The sequence below is a fragment of the Paracoccus fistulariae genome (assembly GCF_028553785.1).
Lineage (GTDB): Bacteria > Pseudomonadota > Alphaproteobacteria > Rhodobacterales > Rhodobacteraceae > Paracoccus > Paracoccus fistulariae.
On the sequence record NZ_CP067136.1, the window covers coordinates 1,820,848 to 1,838,901 of the forward strand.

Consider the following 18,054-nt stretch of genomic DNA (forward strand, 5'->3'; position numbering starts at 1 on the left):
GCGATCCTTCAATATGTCCGCTGTCTGATACGCCAGATCAAAGCGACTGTCATCCCTGCCCATGCGGCGGCGATCATGAACCACTGCACGGCATAGGACAGATGATTATTCGGGATTCCCTCCACCGCAACCGGGATCGGCTCGACCTCCTGCACATCGCCGCGCACGAAGCTGGCGACCACCAGAACGGGCTCAGTATTCAGCGCCTTGGCCATGGCCGGAACGTCGCGGGCGAACCAGATGTTCTCGTCCAGATTGGGCTCTGGCGTGGCGCTGCCTTTTTCATCGGGCCAATGCAGGTTGCCCTCGATCTGCAAACGCGTCGGGGGGCGCTTCACATGGCGCAGTTCCTGCGGGATAAAGCCCCGGTCGATCAGGATGGCGCGGCCGTCATCGGTGATGAAACGCGACACGACCTGATAGCCGCCGCCGCGTTCCTTCGTGCCCGACAGGATGTCGATTTCGTCCCCCGTGGTGGTGCCGCTGACGGTGACCGGCAGGTACTTCATCGACGGGTCGATCTGATCGGGCAAGGGCACGGCGGCTGCGTCGATCCCCGACTGGATCTGCGCCAGCGCCCCCTCTTTTTCGTCCAGACGCTGCAATTGCCAGAAGCCCAGGTTGATCAGGATGCCGCAGCCAAGAATGCCGATGATCAGGGGAAAGAGATAGCGGGTCATGGGTCGGCTTTCGCAACAGAAGGCTTACAAACGCAAAACGCGCGGGATCTGGCCCCGCGCGCTTTCTTTCAAGACGGTGGCGCTTAGCTGCCCCAGACGTAGATCACGGCAAAGAGGAACAGCCAGATCACGTCGACAAAGTGCCAGTACCAGGCAGCGGCCTCGAATCCGATATGTTGTTCCTGCGTCATCTGACCGCGCATCAGGCGGATCAGGCAGACGGTCAGGAAGATCGTCCCGATGATAACGTGAGCACCGTGGAAACCGGTCGCCAGATAGAAGGCGCTGGCATAGGCGGTGTCGGCCAGACCAAAGGCCGCATGGCTATATTCATAGGCCTGCAGGAACGAGAAGAAGATGCCCAGCACGATGGCGATGGCCAGACCGCGAATGGTGGTCTTGCGGTCGTTTTCATGCACGAAGGCGTGGTGTGCCCAGGTCACGGCGACGCCCGACAGCAGCAGGATCAGCGTGTTGATGAAGGGCAGGTGCCAAGGGTCGAAGGTGACAATGCCTTCGGGCGGCCAGACGCCATCCTTCAGCGGGCTTTCCGGCCCCATCGGATACATCGCGTTCTTGATGAAGTTCCAGAACAGCGCAACGAAAAGCATTGCTTCGGAGATGACGAAAAGAATGAAGCCATATTGCAGCCCAAGACGGACGACCGGGGTATGGTCCCCCTCTTCGCCTTCGCGGACCACATCCGCCCACCAGCTGAACATCACGTAAAGGACGCCGACAAAGCCGATCAGGAACATCCAGGGCCCGTGGTCCTGCATCCACATCACGCCGCCAAACAGCATGACAAAGGCAGCAACCGCACCCAGGAAAGGCCAGATCGAGGGCGGAAGAATATGGTAATCGTGGTTCTTTGCGTTCGCCATGAGCAGTTCCCCGTCGGCTCCTCGTTCAGTTCTTAGTTGACGTCCTGAGCAGGCTTGGCGTCAAGCGCCGCCTGTTTCGGTTCGGTACGATGAAAAGTGTAAGAAAGTGTGATGTCGCGGACCCAGCTGGTATCGCCATCTTCCAGAATGTCGGGATCGACATAGAAGCTGACAGGCATTTCCACGCGCTGACCGGGATCCAGCGTCTGTTCGGTAAAGCAGAAGCAATCGATCTTGTCGAAGTAGAAACCCGACACCTCGGGCGCGACATTATAGCTGGCGGTGCCGGTGATGACCTGATCGGTGTTGTTCACGGCCTCATAGAAGGCCAGACCGTTTTCACCGATTTTCAGGTCCATCTTGGTCTGCATTGGGCGGAAGGACCAGTCCAGATTCGGATCGACATTGGCATCGAACCGGATGCGGATGACCTGATCGACGATCTCGCCCGAGGCTTCTTCGGCAACCTGCGTCGTGCCGGCAAAGCCGGTCACACGGCAGAACCAGTTATAGAACGGCACGGCGGCCCAGGCCAGCGCGCCCATTGTCAGGACGACACCGACAAGTCCAAGCGCAGTGCGGGATTCGCGGCTCATGCGGCTCATTCGGGGGCCTCCTCAGTCAGTTCGGGCGCGGTGGCGGGCTCTTTCGGCAGGACCGAGGTCCGGGGCTGGTGGTCATAGCCTTCCATCATGTCGCCCTGCTGGATCTTGACCACGGTCAGCCCGAACACCAGCGCGACAAAAGAAACCAGCACCACCGCAAGCCCCACATTCCGGGACCGGCGACGATGGTGCAATTCATGTTCGGTGCGTAAAGCCATCACCAGGTCCCCAGCAGATTTTGTACCAGCAATGCCAGGAAATGCAGGAACAGGTAATACAGCGACAGTTTGAAGACGCTTTTCTCGACCGCATAGTGATCAGCCCGGGCGATGTCCTCATCCCGCCGCAGGATGCGCCAGCAGCCCGCGATGAACAGCAGGTTCAGCACGATGGCGACCGCCAGATAGAACGGACCGCCCACCGAGGTCAGCCCCAGCCAGATCGCGAAGGGCGCCAGGACAAGGCTGTAGGCGAAGATGTGGCGGCGGGTGGCCGCCCGGCCATGGGTGACCGTCAGCATCGGCACCCCGGCCTTGTGATAGTCTTCCTTCATGAACAGCGCCAGCGCCCAGAAATGCGGCGGCGTCCAGAAAAAGATCAGCGCGAACATCAGAACGGATTCGATGCTGATGCCGCCGGTGGCGCAGGCCCAGCCGATCATCGGCGGAAAGGCCCCTGCCGCGCCACCGATGACGATGTTCTGCGGCGTCCAGCGCTTCAGCCACATCGTATAGATGACGGCATAGAAAAAGATGGTGAAGGCCAGGAAACCCGCCGCGAACCAGTTCGCCGCCAAACCCAGCATCATCACCGACATGGCCGACAGGATCAGCCCCAACGCCAGCGCCTCTTGCGCGGGCACGCGGCCCGAGGGGATGGGACGGTTGTGCGTCCGGTTCATCACCGCGTCGATATCCGCGTCATACCACATGTTCAGCGCACCAGAGGCACCGCCGCCAAGGGCAATGAACAGAACCGAGCAGAAGGCAATGAACGGATGCACATCGACAGGTGCAACCCACAGGCCGACAAAGGCCGTGAACACGACAAGCGACATCACCCGAGGCTTCAAGAGGGCGATGTAATCGCCGAACTCGGCCTCGGGGGCAGTATCATATGCGTTAATGTCAGTCATCGCGTTTCGGTTTTATCTGGCCTCTGGCTGGTGTCCCGGACGGATCAGTTGGTGGCGGCTGTCGGCTCCGTTGCGACGGCAGCGACCTCTTCGGCATCGCCGATGGTGCCGCCCTGCTCGGCGATCCAGGCCTCGTATTTCTCTTGCGAGACGGCTTTGACGACGATGGGCATATAGGCGTGGGCGATGCCGCAAAGCTCGCTGCACTGGCCGAAATAGACGCCCTCTTCCTGAACGTTGAACCAGGCCTGCGCGATGCGGCCGGGAACGGCGTCCTGCTTGATGGCGAAGGCAGGGATGGTCCAGGAATGGATCACGTCATTGGCCGTGACCTGCAGCAGCACGGTCTGACCGACCGGGACGACAACCGCGTTATCGGTGGCCAGCAGGAATTCATCCTCGCTGTAACCCGCGGCTTCCAGCTGCGCACGGACCGGCTCGCTCATCACGTTCGGGATCGCCCCGGCTTCGGCATCCTCGGCGCTCAGCGTGGCGGCCGAACCGATCATATAGGCGTCGAAGCTGATGTCATTGTCGGGATATTCATAGGACCAGTACCATTGGTTGCCGATGGCCTTGATCACGACATCCGGGTTGGCGGGCATTTCCTGGCTGCGGAACAGCGCGGGCAACGAAAAGGCGCCGATCACCACCAGAATCAGCACCGGGATCAGCGTCCAGGCAATCTCCAGCGGCGTGTTATGGGTGAATTTCGCCGGGGTCGGGTTCGCGCGACGATTGAAGCGCAGGATCACCACCACCAGCAGCGCACAGACGAAAATCGTGATGACCGTGATAATGATCAGAACAAAGTGGTCCAGCCATTGCTGGTCATCCGCCAGTTCCGTCGACGCAGGCTGAAAGCCCACACCGCGTGACACCGGCTTGCCGATCACCGGCAGATCGCCCAGCACGTCCTGTGCAAATGCCGAACTGGCTACCATTCCCGTCATCATCAGTCCCGAAATACCCGCGACTGCACGGCGAATCATCGCTATTGCCATCATCCCATCCCGTTGCGTTGGCGCGGCCCGAAGACCGCCGGGGCGGCCCGCAGGCTTCCCCTTTCCCTTTCATAATCCCCGTTCTATGACCATATCTCGCCAGCACGGGCAAGTGATACCTACTGTATCAGGCGTGATTTCCTTGTCACTGCGGCATCTTGCGCGCAGGAATACCGCCTCTGGTCCGCATGATTACAGACGGAGTTTATCCATGAACCGCAGCAGTTTCGACCCTTTCGGCCAGTTTCTGGATCAGGACCGCGCGCTGGAGGTCCTGCGCAATGCTGTCGCAGGGGCCGATGACGGAGAATTGTTCCTGGAACGCTCGGTCTCTGAAACGCTGGTCTTTGACGACGGGCGGCTGCGCAGTTCCGGCTATACGGCGGATCAGGGCTTCGGGCTGCGCGCCGTGCGGGGCGAGGTGACAGGCTATGCCCATTCGACCGAGATTTCCGAAACCGCCCTGCGCCGCGCGTCCGAAACGGCGCGGCTGGCGGTGGGCGATGGCGGCGGGCAACTGGCCGATGCGGCGCCCATGGTGGTCACACCGCTTTATCCGGCAGTCGATCCGGCCGAGGGCATTCCCTTCGCCACCCGCATCGCCCTGTTGCGCGAGATCGACGATTATGCCCGCGCGTTGGACCCGCGCGTGGTTCAGGTCACGGCCGCGCTGGCGTCCTCCCTGCAAGAGGTCTTCATCCTGCGCCCCGAAGGCGGGCTGGTCAGCGATATCCGCCCGATGGCGCGGCTGAACGTCTCTGTCATCGTGGAAAACAATGATCGTCGCGAATCCGGCGGCACGGGTGGCGGCGGGCGGATTCCGCTGGGCAGCCTGATGGATCCCGCGCATTGGAAACCAGCCGTGGACGAGGCGCTGCGCATCGCGCTTGTCAACCTTCGTTCGGTTCCCGCGCCTGCCGGGGTGATGGATGTGGTGCTTGGTCCCGGCTGGCCGGGCATTCTGCTGCACGAGGCGGTGGGCCACGGTCTGGAAGGCGACTTCAATCGCAAGAAAGCCTCGGCCTTTGCGGGGCTGATGGGTCAACGCGTCGCCGCACCCGGCGTCACGGTGGTCGATGATGGCACCATCCCGGATCGTCGCGGCAGCATCAGCGTTGATGATGAAGGCACCCCGCCTGCCAAAAATGTTCTGATCGAGGACGGGATTCTGGTCGGCTACATGCAGGATCGGCAGAATGCACGGCTGATGGGCGTCGATCCGACCGGCAATGGCCGCCGCGAAAGCTTTGCCCATGCGCCCATGCCGCGCATGACCAACACCTACATGCCCGGCGGCGACGCCGATCCGGGGGATATTCTGGCCGATCTGAAGGACGGTATCTATGCGGTCGGGTTTGGCGGCGGTCAGGTCGATATCACCAATGGCAAATTCGTCTTTTCCTGTACCGAGGCCTATCGCGTCAAAGATGGCGTTCTGGGCGATCCGATTCGCGGCGCGACGCTGATCGGCGATGGCGCGACGGCGCTGCAGCAGGTCCGGGCCATCGGCAATGACATGTCGCTGGATCCCGGGATCGGGAATTGCGGCAAGCAGGGGCAATGGGTGCCCGTGGGTGTCGGTCAGCCCACGCTGATGATTGGCGGGCTGACGGTGGGCGGATCCGCGGCGTAAAGGCTAACCAGTTCTTAACTTTTCCGTCCTACACCCGATTCTGGATAAGACGGAGGAGGTATCGTGAACGGGTCTATTCCTTTGCAAACCCAGCACGCCCCTATTCCCCTGGGGGATGATGATCTTTGCTTTCTCCGTCTTATCCGCTCTCGTCGCGTCGGGCCTGCGACCTTTCACCGGCTGGTCGCGGAACATGGCGGCGTCTCTGCCGCAATTCAGGCCCTGCCAGAGATCGCGGCAGAGGCCGGAATGACCGATTACGAACCATGCCCGGAAGGCGTGGCCGCCGCTGAACTGGCGGCGGGGCGGCGCGTCGGCGCGCGGCTGATCCGCTGCGATTCGCCCGATTACCCCGACAGCCTGCGCCAGATCGACGGCGCGCCACCGATCCTGTGGGTGCGGGGCGATCCGGCATGGCTGTCGCGCAACCCGCTGGCGGTGATCGGGGCGCGCAATGCCTCATCGCTGGGCCTGCGCATGGCGCGTGGCATGGCCGCCGGTCTGGGTGAGGCGGGGCAGACCGTGGTTGCCGGGCTGGCGCGTGGTATCGACACGGCGGCCCATAACGCCGCCCTGCCGACCGGGACCGTGGCCGTGATGGCGGGCGGCGTGGATGTGATCTATCCGGCAGAAAACACCGTGCTGGCCGCCCAGATCGCCGAAAAGGGCGCGCTGGTTTCGGAACAGCCCCCCGGGACGGAACCGGCGGCACGACATTTCCCGACGCGCAACCGCATCATCTCCGGCCTGTCTCAGGCCGTGGTGGTGATCGAGGCCGCGCATCGCTCTGGCTCGCTGATCACGGCAAAAAATGCGCTGGATCAGGGGCGCGAGGTGATGGCGGTACCCGGTCATCCGATGGATGCGCGGGCCGCGGGCTGCAATATGCTGATCCGCGATGGTGCGGTGCTGGTGCGTAACTCGGCCGATGTGCTTGCGGGACTGCAGATGACAGCGGATGGCGCGGAGACGCCCGCGCAGCCTGAAACCCCGCCGCCCTTGCCGGACCGCAAACCGCCCCGGACCGCCCCGGATGACATCGAATCGCGCATTTTGTCGCATCTCAGCCCAAGTCCGACGGAAGAAAACGATCTGATCCGCCAGCTTGGCCTGTCGGCCCAGCATGCCAGCGCGGCGATTCTTTCCTTGGAATTACAAGGGCGTCTGACCCGGATGGCCGGGGGGCGGCTATCGCTGAACTAAGGCGTTCCGAACCGCGTCACTGCTGATCCTGCATCAACCACCCGTTGACACTGGCAGGATCGCCACCCATGTTCCCGGCCCATCCAGGATGTCCCGAGGTCAGAATGCCAGTTGTCATCGTCGAATCGCCTGCCAAGGCCAAAACCATCGAAAAATATCTGGGCAGCGATTATCGCGTATTGGCAAGTTTCGGGCATGTGCGCGACCTGCCGCCCAAGGATGGCAGCGTCGATCCCGACCAGGATTTCAGCATGAAATGGGAGGTCGCTTCGGACAGCAAGAAGCACCTCAAGGCCATCAAGGACGCGCTGAAGGACGATCAGAACCTGATCCTGGCCACCGACCCCGACCGCGAGGGAGAGGCGATCAGCTGGCACCTGCTGGAAACGCTGACGCCATCGCTGAAAAAGGGCAGCGAGGTCAGCCGCGTGACCTTTAACGCGATCACCAAGGCCGCTGTCAGCGAGGCGATGCAGCAGCCGCGTCAGATCGATCAGGCGCTTGTGGATGCCTATCTGGCCCGCCGCGCGCTGGATTATCTGGTCGGCTTCAACCTGTCGCCGGTGCTGTGGCGCAAATTGCCGGGCGCGAAATCGGCCGGCCGCGTGCAATCGGTCTGCCTGCGCCTGATCGTCGATCGCGAGATGGAGATCGAGGCGTTCAAGCCCCGTGAATACTGGTCCGTTCACGCGCGTTTGGCGACGCCCGGCGGCGATGAATATGACGCGCAGCTGACCTCGCTGGCGGGCAACAAGCTGGAAAGGTTCGATCTGGCCACGGCAGAACAGGCGGCGATGGCCGTCAGCGCCGTCTCCAGCCGCGATCTGGCGGTCAGCAGCGTCACCGCGAAACCCGCCAGCCGCAATCCCTGGCCGCCCTTCATGACCTCGACCCTGCAGCAAGAGGCCAGCCGCAAGCTGGGCATGGGCGCGCGGGCCTGCATGTCGACGGCGCAGCGTCTCTATGAGGCCGGCTATATCACCTATATGCGGACCGACGGCATCGACATGGCGCCCGAAGCCGTGATGTCCGCCCGCGATGCGATCAAGGCCAAGTTCGGCGAGAAATATCTGCCGAAAAGCCCGCGCATGTACAAGAACAAGGCCAAGAATGCGCAAGAGGCGCATGAATGTATCCGCCCGACCGACATGATGCTGTCGCCCGACAAGCTGAAGGTCAGCGCCGATGATCAGCGCAAGCTCTATGATCTGATCTGGAAGCGGACCATTGCCAGCCAGATGGAGGCCGCCCGGATGGAGCGTACCACCGTCGAAATTGCCAGCGGCGACGGTCAGGTCGGCCTGCGCGCGACCGGTCAGGTGATGCAATTCGACGGCTTTCTGAAGGTCTATGATCAGGGCCGCGACGACGATGAGGGCGAGGACAGCAACCGCCTGCCCCAGATCAGCGAAGGCGAGGCGGCGGCCAAGGTCGGCGGCGCCTTTACCGCCGAATATGAGAAGGCATCGGGCGACGAGGACGCCGTCATCGAAAGCGCCGCACAGGGCCAGTTGGTCGCCAAGGGTTTCGTAGCCGATGAGGCCGCCGCCATCGGCGCGCGCCAGCATTTCACCCAGCCCCCGCCGCGCTATACCGAAGCGACGCTGGTCAAGCGCATGGAAGAACTGGGCATCGGTCGCCCGTCGACCTATGCCAGCATCGTCACCACGATTCAGGACCGCGAATATGTCCGCAAGGACAAGAACCGGCTGATCCCCGAGGATAAGGGGCGGCTGGTCACAACCTTTCTGATCAAATATTTCCCGCGCTATGTCAGCTATGATTTCACTGCCGATCTGGAAAACGAACTGGATGAGATCAGCGCAGGCGATCTGATCTGGCGCGATGTGCTGGGCCGCTTCTGGAAAGATTTTTCAAAAGCGCTGGAAGGCACCTCGGAGCTGCGCATTTCCGAGGTTCTGGACGCCATTGACGACGCGCTGGCCCCGCATCTTTATCCGCCGCGCGCCGATGGCGGCGATCCGCGCCTTTGCCCCCTGTGCAATCAGGGGCGGCTGAACCTGAAAACCGCGCGTTCCGGCGGGGCATTCATCGGATGTTCGAACTATCCGGAATGCCGCTATACGCGCCCTCTTTCGGCGCCCGATGGTGAAGAAGCCGTGAGCGATCGGGTTCTGGGCGAGGATGCGGGCGATCAGATCAGCCTGAAGGTCGGGCGCTTCGGCCCCTACGTCCAGCGCGGCGAGGCCACGGAAGAGGTGCCGAAACCGCCCCGTGCCTCGATCCCGAAAGGCTGGGACGCAGCCAGCATCGAACTGGATCAGGCGCTGCAATTGCTGTCCCTGCCCCGTCCCGTCGGCCCGCATCCCGATGATGGCGAGATGATCGAGGCCGGGATCGGCCGCTATGGTCCCTTCGTGAAGCATGGCAAGAAATATGCCAATCTTCCCGATGTCGATGAGGTCTTTACCATCGGCATGAACCGCGCCGTCGAGGTTCTGGCCGCGAAACAGACCCGTGGCCGCGCGGCTGCGGCGGCCCCGCTGCGCGAGTTGGGCGATCACCCCGATGGCGGCGCCATTCAGGTGATGAACGGGCGCTATGGCCCCTATGTGAAATGGGAAAAGATCAACGCCACCCTGCCCCGCGACGTCACGCCCGAAGATGTCACGGTGGAACAGGCGCTGGAGCTGATCGCCGCAAAGGCTGCCAAATCGCCAAAGAAAGGCGCAAAAAAGGCAAGTCCGAAAAAATCTGCCGACACAGCCGCGAAAAAGACCGCGACCAGGAAAACGACCGCCAAGAAGCCCGCCGCAAAGAAGGCGACAACAAAGAAGGCGGCGACGAAGGACGAGTAGGGCTCAGCCCTGCGCCAGCCCATTGATTCTGTCCAGAAACTGACTGCGCGTCGTCTCTGCATGCGGGTTCTGGGACAGGATGGTGTGCAAGAGCGCGGGCGAATCGTCCTGCACCATCGCGACCGCCTGCATCAGGTGCCGATAGCTTGCGGTGGTCAGCCGGTCCGGCAACGGCCCCAGATCCGACAGGCCGCGGGCGATCAGATGCGTCAGCCCCTGCACGATGGCCATCTCTCTGTCATGGCTGTCCGGGGTGCTGCGGATCACCCGCAATCCCATGCGCCGCATCAGGGCCACAGCGCGCAGATGCTGCGGCCCCCGCAGCGGGCACCAGGCGATGCGATGCCCGGCCAGCCCGTCAGGCGCGCTTCGCGGACCGAAGAGAGGATGGCTGCAGACCAGATCGACATGATCGGGCAGCAGTTCCTGCATCATCCGTGCAGGCTGGATCTTGACCGAACAGACGTCGATGACCAGCGCCCCCGGTCGCAGATGATCCGCCATACGCGACAGCACGCCCCGCAGCGCCGACAGCGGCACGGCCAGAATGATCACATCGCAGCGGGCGGCGATCTGGCTATCGACCTGCGGCAGATCATTGGACCGGACCTGCGGATCGCAGATGCAAAGGCTGGCACGGCCGCGCAGATGGCGGGCGACAAGCTGGCCAAACGCGCCGAAGCCGATAATGGCGACAGAGGGCAGAGACGACATGGAACGACCTTTCACAAGAAGTTGTGCAGGATCGTGGACTGTCTGGATTGTCGGCCGCACGAACCCGCGCGGCAAGATTGTGCTGCCCCGCTATCTCAGCGAGGGATAATAGACCGGGAAAAGGGCAGCATTCTTCGACATGGCACCCCGATGCACCGGGCCGGTGCGAAAGTCAACCGTCGCGCATTTCTGCCCCGATCAGATTGACTTGGGGTCACGCGCGGGCCACAACTTCGCGGAAGTTGGTAAAAGAGGGGGAGACCATGAAAAAGGTCTATGCCAATGCGAATGAGGCTCTGGACGGTCTGCTGACGGACGGCATGCTGATCGCCGCCGGCGGTTTCGGCCTGTCGGGTATCCCGGAACTGCTGATCGCGGCGATCCGCGACAGCGGGGTCAAGGACCTGACTGTCGCCAGCAATAATGCGGGCGTCGACGATTTCGGCCTGGGCCTGTTGCTGCAAACGAAGCAGATCAGGAAGATGATCAGCAGCTATGTCGGAGAGAATGCCGAATTCATGCGGCAATATCTGTCGGGCGAGTTGGAACTGGAATTCAACCCTCAGGGCACGCTGGCCGAGCGCATGCGCGCGGGCGGCGCTGGCATCCCCGGTTTTTATACCAAGACCGGCGTCGGCACGGTGATTGCCGATGGCAAGGAGGTCAAGAATTTCGATGGTGAGGATTACATTCTGGAACGCGGAATCGTCGCGGATCTGGCGATCGTGAAGGCCTGGAAGGCCGATGACACCGGCAACCTGATCTTCCGCAAGACCGCGCGCAATTTCAACCCGCCCGCGGCCATGTGCGGCAAGATCTGCGTGGCAGAGGTCGAAGAGATCGTCCCGCGCGGCAGCATCGACCCCGATCACATCCACCTGCCCGGGATCTATGTGCACCGGATCATCCAGGGGCAGCATGAAAAGCGCATCGAACAGCGCACCACTCGCAAGCGTGAGGAGGCTTGATCATGGCCGGTGAACAAAAGGGTTGGGACCGCAACCAGATGGCCGCGCGCGCGGCCGAGGAACTGGAAGACGGCATGTATGTGAACCTTGGCATCGGGATTCCGACGCTGGTGGCCAATTATGTCGGCGACAAGGACATCACCCTGCAATCCGAAAACGGCATGCTGGGCATGGGCCCTTTCCCCTATGAGGGCGAAGAGGATGCCGATCTGATCAACGCGGGCAAGCAGACCATCACCGAACTGGCCCGCACCAGCTATTTCGACAGTGCCACCAGCTTTGCGATGATCCGTGGCGGCAAGATCGCTGCGGCGATTCTGGGGGCCATGGAAGTCGCGGAAAACGGCGATCTGGCGAACTGGATGATTCCGGGCAAGCTGGTCAAGGGCATGGGCGGTGCAATGGATCTGGTCGCCGGCGTCGGCCGCGTGATCGTGGTCATGGATCACACCAACAAGGCCGGTGAATCCAAGGTTCTGAAGGCCTGCACGCTGCCGCTGACCGGCAAGAATGTGGTCCATCGGATCATTACCAATCTGGGCGTTCTGGATGTCGTCGATGGCGGGCTGAAGATCGTCCAGCTGGCCGATGGCGTGACCGAGGAAGAGCTGCGCGGCGCGACCGAAGCCACCATCGTCTGATCCGCTGGCATCGAAATGTGGGGCGCAGTCTGCGATGGCGGCTGCGCCCCTCTTTCGTCTTTGCATCCCGCGCCACGCCGTGGCATCTGTGCCCCATGACCATGAGTTCCGACCAGATTGCCGCCCTGTTTACCCGCCCCGATGGCAGCTTTCTGTGCGCCCGGTGGGGACGACCCGTCGCGCCGGTGATCTTCGGGCTGGCCGATGAGACGCTGGACATCTTTCGCAGCGTGATCCGGGCGGGCTTTGCCCATGCCGGGCATCCGATGGCCGAGACCGATCCCGAAATGGGCAGCAACCTGATGCTGTTCTTCATGCGGGATTGGGACGAGTTGGCGGGCATCCCCGATCTGGAACAGCTGACCGGGATCCAGGGCCTGCCCGAACGACTGCGGGACAGTCAGGCCGATCAGTATCGCGTCTTTCGCTTCGACGATAACGGCGCGATCCGCGCCTGTCTGGGCTTCGTGCGCATGACCGGCGCGCTCAGCCAGGCGCATCCCGCGCAACTGGCCGAGGCGCTGACCATGCGCAGCACGCTGACCTTCGCCCGCGATATCACGCCCACGCCCGACCTGGCCGCCTTGATCCGCGTGGCCTATGACCCGATCCTGCCTCCCGCCGCCACCGATGCCAGCTATGCGCTGCGGCTGTCGGCGCGGCTTGCGCAGACAGCGAAGACAGGGCCGGTTCAATGAGCCACAGCTTGCCCCTCCGCGTCTATTACGAAGATACCGATCTTGCCGGGATCGTCTATTACGCCAATTACCTGAAATTCATCGAGCGTGGCCGGTCGGAATGGCTGCGCGATCTGGGCATCGATCAGCGCCGGATGAAGGATGAGGGAGGTCAGGTCTTTGCCGTCCGCCGGGTCGAGGCCGACTACCTGCGTCCGGCCGTTTTCGATGACCTGCTGGAGGTGACGACCGCTCTGGCGCAGATGACCCCTGCCCGCATCGTCGTGGATCAGGCGGTCAGGCGCGGCGGGCAGGTGCTTTTCACCGCCCGCGTCACGATTGCCTGCCTTGATGCCAATGGCCGCCCGACCCGCATCCCGGCCATCGTCGCCCGCGCCATCGCGCAAAACTGAGTCATTTCTGCCGCACCTGATGCGCCGAAACCCGCAAAGCGCGGCGTTCCCCGAAAAGTGACTGCATTGTGTTGCGGCGGGGGGCTGCATCCTCTGATACAGAAGGTTTAGAAGGCCAGCGGTCCGAGCCGCGATAATCGGCCCGAAACGCCCGGGACAGGGCAGGATGATGATGAGGCAGTGACATATGGAACCGATTCAGGCCGCGCAGGCCGTTGATTTCTCGCTGATGGCGCTTTTCACCCGCGCCTCGCTGACCGTGCAGATCGTGATGGTGATCCTGATCATCGCCTCGGTCTGGGGCTGGGCGATCATCATCCGGAAATTCCTGACCTTCGCCAATGCCCGCCGCGAAGCGGCACGGTTCGACCGCGCCTTCTGGTCGGGCGAGCCTCTGGACGATCTCTATGACCGTCTGGGCGAAAACCCCAAGGGCGCCAGCGAGCGGATCTTTGCTGCCGGAATGACCGAATGGCGCCGCAGCCACCGCGAGGATGGCAAGCTGATCCCGGGCGGTCTGCAGCGCATCGACCGCGCCATGAATGTGGCGATCCAACGCGAAGAAGCCCGCCTGTTCCGTGGCCTGTCCTTCCTGGCCACCGTCGGCTCGACCGCGCCGTTTATCGGCCTTTTCGGGACAGTCTGGGGCATCAAGACCGCCTTCGAAGGCATCGCCATGTCGCAAGATACCAGCCTTGCCGTCGTCGCCCCCGGCATTGCCGAGGCGCTGCTGGCCACCGCGCTTGGCCTGCTGGCCGCAATTCCGGCGGTGATCTTCTACAACAAGCTGTCGGGCGATGCGGAACGTATCGTCGGCAATTGGGAAGCCTTCGCCGACGAATTCTCGACCCTGCTGTCGCGTCAACTGGACGAGGCATAAGCCATGGCCTCGTCAGTCGTCAAAAGGGTCAACAGAAAGGGTCGCGGGCGTCGGCGCAACGCGCCCATGTCCGAAATCAACGTGACGCCCTTTGTCGATGTCATGCTGGTGCTGCTGGTGATTTTCATGGTCGCCGCGCCGCTGATGACGGCGGGCATTCCGCTGAACCTGCCGGAAACCGCCGCCACCGCCGTCCCTTCGGAGTCGGAAGAACCGCTGGTCGTGTCGATCCCGGCCGAGGGTGAGATCACGGTGATGAACACCCCGGTGGCGGAATCGCAGATCGTCAGCCAGGTGCAGGTCGTTCTGGCCAATCGTCAAAGCGAACGTGTGTTCCTGCGCGCGGATGGCGCCCTGCCCTATGCCCGCGTGGTGCAGGTCATGGGCGCGCTGAACGCCGCCGGTCTGACAGATATCGTGCTGGTTACCGAGACCGGTGGCCCGCGCATGGATGAGTGATCAATGGAAGATCGCGAGCGCCGCATAGGTTGGTGGATCTCGGGCATCGCGCATCTGGCGCTGCTGCTCTGGGCGATTCTGGGCGGCGTCTTTTTCCGGCCGCAGGCCCCGGCCACGCTGCGCTCGACCAACGTCTCGACCATCAGCGGCGCCGAATTCGAGGCCCTGGCCGCCGCCTCGCGCGGGGCCGGGCCGGTGGATGCGGATGCGACGGCTGTGGCGACCATGTCCGAACCCGTGGTCGAGGACGATGCGGGCAGCAACCCGGCCTCGACCAGTGCCCCCGATCCCGAAGCCGAGGCGCAGCAGCTGGCGCAGCCCGATGCGACCGATGCCGGACCTGATCTCAGCGATTTTGCCGAGGATGCGCCGGTTTCGGTTGCCACGGACCTGCCCAACGCGACCGACAACCAGCCCGACAGCCGCGATGTGACGCCTGACAGCCCGGCGCAGGCGCAGGCCCCCGCGCCCGAAGCCCAGCCCGCGCAGCCGCAGGTGCCGCAAACCGATCAGGCCGCAGCGCCGGTCGCGCCACGCTCTGCCCTGGCGCTGGACCAGTCGGCCACGCCTCGTCAGCGCCCGGATGGTCTGGTCGAGAATTATCGTGCCCGGATCGCCGCGCAAGAGGCCGCGCAGCGCGCCGCCGCAGAAGCTGCACAGGCGGCGCGAGAGGCCGCAGAGGCTGCCGAAGAACAGCGCCTGACAGCCGAGCGCGAGGCCGCAGAAGAGGCCCGCCGCGCCGCCGCCGCACGCGAGGAAGCACGCCGACAGGCCGAGGCAGAGGCCGCCGCAGCGGAAGAACGCCGGGCCGAGGAAGCCCGCGCCGAGGAACGCCGCGCCGCAGCCGAGCGTGAAGCCGCAGAACGCGAACGCCGCGCGCAGGCCGAGGCTGAACGCGCTGAACGTCAGGCCGAAGAAGAACGTCGAGAGGCCGCCCGTCGCGAGGCCGAACAGGCCGAGCGGGAACGCCGCGAAGCGGAGGCCCGTGAAGCTGAAGAGCGTCGCGCTGCCGAGGCTGAACGCCGCGCCGAAGAAGAACGGCGCGCCGCAGCGGAAGAAGCCGAGCGGCAGGAGGCCGAGCGCGCCGAAGCCGCCCGCCGCGAGGCAGAGCGTGCAGAAGCCGAGCGTCAGGCCGCAGCGGAACGTGAGGCTGCCGAACGTGAAGCCGCCGAACGGGCCGAGCGCGAGGCCGAGGAACGCCGCGCCGCTGCAGCCCGCGAGGCAGCGGAACGCGAGGCAGCGGAACGCGAGGCAGCGGAACGCGAGGCGGCCGAGCGTCGCGCGCTGGAACAGGCCCTGCGTGAGGCGCAGGGCACGGCGGGGGCCGAGGGTGCGGATACCGCCTCGACCGGCAGCGCGGATGGTGGCAGCAGCCAGACCATCGAAGGGGGCAGCGGTGCCTCGGCCGCGCAGGATCCGCTGGCCGCTGCGCTGGCGGGTGCCATGGCGGGTGCCGAAAACGGCGACAGCGCCCCTGCCGATCCCGGCGTGATGCAACTCTTGCCCTCGCCCATCCAGCCGATCCCCCTGCCCGACCCGGCACAGCAACGGCCCGGCGACGACATCCACGGCATGAATAACAGCGGCCCGCGCAGCGCGCCGCTGTCGCTGGCTGAAAAGGACGCGTTGCGCGTTGCCCTGGGCGACCGCTGGAATGTCGGCGCACTGTCGGCCGAGGGGTTGCAGATGCATATCTCCGTCGCCTTCGACATCGCCCGAAATGGTCGCCCCGATCCTGACAGCATCAGGCTGGTCGATCATCGCAACGGCTCGGACGCCGCCGCGCGGCAGGCCTTCGAGGTGGCCCGCCGTGGCATCATCATGAGCGGCATGGATGGCCTGCCGCTGCCCCCCGCGAAATACGACCGCTGGCGCAATGTCGTGGTCGGTTTCAGCGCTCAGGGCATCCAGATAGAATGAGCGCAGAGACAGAATGAACAGGCGCGCCGCCCCCCGGCCGCCCCCGACGAGGTAGAGAGGAACTTATGTTTCGCAGCCTGACCCTGACCCTTTCGCTGGCCCTTGCCGGTGCCGTCGCGCTTCCCGCCCTGCCTGCCCTGGCGCAGAACGGGCCGCTGCGCATTGAAATCACCGATGGCGTGGTCGAAGCCATGCCCATCGCCATCCCCAGCTTTTTCGGCGATCCCGAGATTGCGCGGAAGGTGCGCGATGTGGTGGCCGCCGACCTGACCGGGACCGGACTTTTCAAAGAGATCCCTGCCGATGGGCTGGCGGCGGCTCCGGGCAGCTTCGCCGAATCCATTGCCTATGAGGATTGGCGCGCGGTCAACGCGCAGGCGCTGGTCACCGCCGAGGTCACCGGATCGGGCGATAATATCAGCGTCAAGTTCCGCCTCTACGACGTCTTTGCCGGGCGCCCGCAGGGGGATGGCATGCAATTCGATGCCCGCGCCTCGGACTGGCGGCGGGCGGCCCACAAGATCGCCGATCAGATCTATACCCGGCTGACCGGCGAGCAGCCCTATTTCGACAGCCGCGTGGCCTTTGTGCAGGAAACCGGCCCCAAGAATGCCCGGATCAAGCGCGTCGGGGTGATGGATTACGACGGCGCGAATATCCTGTGGATGACCGACAGTTCCTCGCTGGTTCTGGCGCCGCAATTTTCCGGCGATGGCCGTCAGTTGGTCTATACCAGCTTTGACAGCGGCTTTCCGCAGGTGCGGGTGATGGACGTGGCCACGGTCACCTCGCGCGCGGTGACGCAGGGGGCGGACAGCATGGCCTTTTCCCCGCGGTTCAGCCGTGATGGCCGCTGGATCGCCTATTCGCTGGAAAACGGCGGCAATACCGATATCTGGCTGATGGATGCGGCGACCGGCGCACAGCGGCAATTGACCGATGCGCCCTCGATCGAGACCTCGCCCAGCTTCAGCCCGGACGGGCGGCAGATCGTCTTTGAATCCGACCGATCGGGCGCGCCCCAGCTTTACGTCATGGGGATCGAGGGGGGTGAGCCGACCCGGATCAGCTTTGGCGACGGGCGCTATGGCTCTCCGGCATGGTCGCCCAAGGGCGATCTGATCGCCTTTACCAAGCAGCTGGGAGAGCGGTTCCATATCGCGACCATGCGGACCGATGGATCGGGTGAGAAAAACTTGACCGAATCCTTTCTTGACGAAAGCCCGACCTGGGCCCCCAATGGCCGCGTCGTGATGTTTACGCGGGTGACACCCGGTGGAAATGGTCAACCGCGTCTGCATTCTGTAGATATTACGGGCCGCAACATGCGCCCGTTAAAGCTTGACTTTGCGGCCTCGGACCCGTCTTGGGGTCCGGTAATGCCGTAAGTAACCCGTTGACGCGTACAGCCCCCAAAGG

18 protein-coding genes are annotated in these 18,054 nt (G+C 63.7%); 11 read left to right on the plus strand and 7 right to left on the minus strand.

The genetic code is table 11. The features are described from left to right. Nucleotides 1-8: 8 nt before the first annotated feature. The 6 genes from JHX87_RS08985 to coxB form a co-directional block, all read right to left on the minus strand. Nucleotides 9-680 (minus strand): SURF1 family protein, encoded by a 672-nt coding sequence (locus JHX87_RS08985; protein WP_271886508.1) that lies wholly within the window; start codon nt 678-680, stop codon nt 9-11. Nucleotides 681-763: 83 nt separating this feature from the next. Next, the gene (locus JHX87_RS08990; RefSeq protein WP_271886507.1) at nt 764-1,564 is read right to left on the minus strand and encodes a cytochrome c oxidase subunit 3; all 801 of its coding nucleotides are present in this window, start codon (nt 1,562-1,564) and stop codon (nt 764-766) included. A 32-nt stretch (nt 1,565-1,596) separates the two neighbouring features. Continuing rightward, entirely contained in the window at nt 1,597-2,169 is a 573-nt protein-coding gene (locus tag JHX87_RS08995) for a cytochrome c oxidase assembly protein (protein WP_271886506.1), read from the minus strand. Continuing rightward, nucleotides 2,166-2,387, minus strand: a complete 222-nt coding sequence (locus JHX87_RS09000) for a hypothetical protein (protein WP_271886505.1) — start codon at nt 2,385-2,387, stop codon at nt 2,166-2,168. Before JHX87_RS09000 ends, JHX87_RS08995 begins: the two co-directional genes overlap by 4 nt. Beyond that, entirely contained in the window at nt 2,387-3,304 is a 918-nt protein-coding gene (cyoE, locus tag JHX87_RS09005; RefSeq protein WP_271886504.1) for a heme o synthase, read from the minus strand. Before cyoE ends, JHX87_RS09000 begins: the two co-directional genes overlap by 1 nt. Before the next feature lie 44 nt (nt 3,305-3,348). Further along, nucleotides 3,349-4,260 carry a cytochrome c oxidase subunit II gene (gene coxB, locus JHX87_RS09010; protein WP_271886563.1) on the minus strand — a complete coding sequence of 304 codons (912 nt, stop codon included), beginning with the start codon at nt 4,258-4,260 and terminating at the stop codon, nt 3,349-3,351. Nucleotides 4,261-4,519: 259 nt separating this feature from the next. On the opposite strand from coxB, the gene tldD reads away from it, so the two are divergent. From tldD to topA, 3 genes are all read left to right on the plus strand, one after another. Beyond that, nucleotides 4,520-5,941 carry a metalloprotease TldD gene (tldD, locus tag JHX87_RS09015; protein ID WP_271886503.1) on the plus strand — a complete coding sequence of 474 codons (1,422 nt, stop codon included), beginning with the start codon at nt 4,520-4,522 and terminating at the stop codon, nt 5,939-5,941. A gap of 63 nt (nt 5,942-6,004) precedes the next feature. After that, nucleotides 6,005-7,144 (plus strand): DNA-processing protein DprA, encoded by a 1,140-nt coding sequence (dprA, locus tag JHX87_RS09020; protein ID WP_271886502.1) that lies wholly within the window; start codon nt 6,005-6,007, stop codon nt 7,142-7,144. Nucleotides 7,145-7,248: 104 nt separating this feature from the next. Continuing rightward, nucleotides 7,249-9,963, plus strand: a complete 2,715-nt coding sequence (topA, locus tag JHX87_RS09025; protein WP_271886501.1) for a type I DNA topoisomerase — start codon at nt 7,249-7,251, stop codon at nt 9,961-9,963. Nucleotides 9,964-9,966: 3 nt separating this feature from the next. On the opposite strand, the gene JHX87_RS09030 is transcribed toward topA, so the two are convergent. After that, nucleotides 9,967-10,677 (minus strand): prephenate dehydrogenase, encoded by a 711-nt coding sequence (locus JHX87_RS09030; RefSeq protein WP_271886500.1) that lies wholly within the window; start codon nt 10,675-10,677, stop codon nt 9,967-9,969. 263 nt (nt 10,678-10,940) lie between these two features. On the opposite strand from JHX87_RS09030, the gene JHX87_RS09035 reads away from it, so the two are divergent. The 8 genes from JHX87_RS09035 to tolB all read left to right on the plus strand — a co-directional run bounded on the left by JHX87_RS09035 (nt 10,941) and on the right by tolB (nt 18,023). Then, a complete protein-coding gene (locus tag JHX87_RS09035; RefSeq protein WP_271886499.1) occupies nt 10,941-11,645 on the plus strand; it encodes a CoA transferase subunit A in 705 nt (234 codons plus the stop codon). A 2-nt stretch (nt 11,646-11,647) separates the two neighbouring features. Then, the gene (locus JHX87_RS09040) at nt 11,648-12,286 is read left to right on the plus strand and encodes a CoA transferase subunit B (RefSeq protein WP_271886498.1); all 639 of its coding nucleotides are present in this window, start codon (nt 11,648-11,650) and stop codon (nt 12,284-12,286) included. A 95-nt stretch (nt 12,287-12,381) separates the two neighbouring features. Continuing rightward, nucleotides 12,382-12,984, plus strand: a complete 603-nt coding sequence (locus tag JHX87_RS09045) for a hypothetical protein (RefSeq protein WP_334220899.1) — start codon at nt 12,382-12,384, stop codon at nt 12,982-12,984. After that, the gene (gene ybgC / locus JHX87_RS09050) at nt 12,981-13,376 is read left to right on the plus strand and encodes a tol-pal system-associated acyl-CoA thioesterase (protein ID WP_271886497.1); all 396 of its coding nucleotides are present in this window, start codon (nt 12,981-12,983) and stop codon (nt 13,374-13,376) included. The genes JHX87_RS09045 and ybgC overlap by 4 nt, the downstream gene beginning before the upstream one ends. A gap of 187 nt (nt 13,377-13,563) precedes the next feature. Further along, nucleotides 13,564-14,256 (plus strand): protein TolQ, encoded by a 693-nt coding sequence (tolQ, locus tag JHX87_RS09055; protein WP_271886496.1) that lies wholly within the window; start codon nt 13,564-13,566, stop codon nt 14,254-14,256. Nucleotides 14,257-14,259: 3 nt separating this feature from the next. Next, the gene (locus JHX87_RS09060) at nt 14,260-14,715 is read left to right on the plus strand and encodes an ExbD/TolR family protein (protein ID WP_271886495.1); all 456 of its coding nucleotides are present in this window, start codon (nt 14,260-14,262) and stop codon (nt 14,713-14,715) included. Nucleotides 14,716-14,718: 3 nt separating this feature from the next. Then, on the plus strand, nt 14,719-16,635 hold the full coding sequence (locus JHX87_RS09065) for a protein TolA (RefSeq protein WP_271886494.1): 1,917 nt from the start codon (nt 14,719-14,721) through the stop codon (nt 16,633-16,635). A gap of 65 nt (nt 16,636-16,700) precedes the next feature. Beyond that, nucleotides 16,701-18,023, plus strand: coding sequence for a Tol-Pal system beta propeller repeat protein TolB (gene tolB, locus JHX87_RS09070; RefSeq protein WP_271886493.1), 1,323 nt, complete (start codon nt 16,701-16,703; stop codon nt 18,021-18,023). Nucleotides 18,024-18,054: the final 31 nt, after the last annotated feature.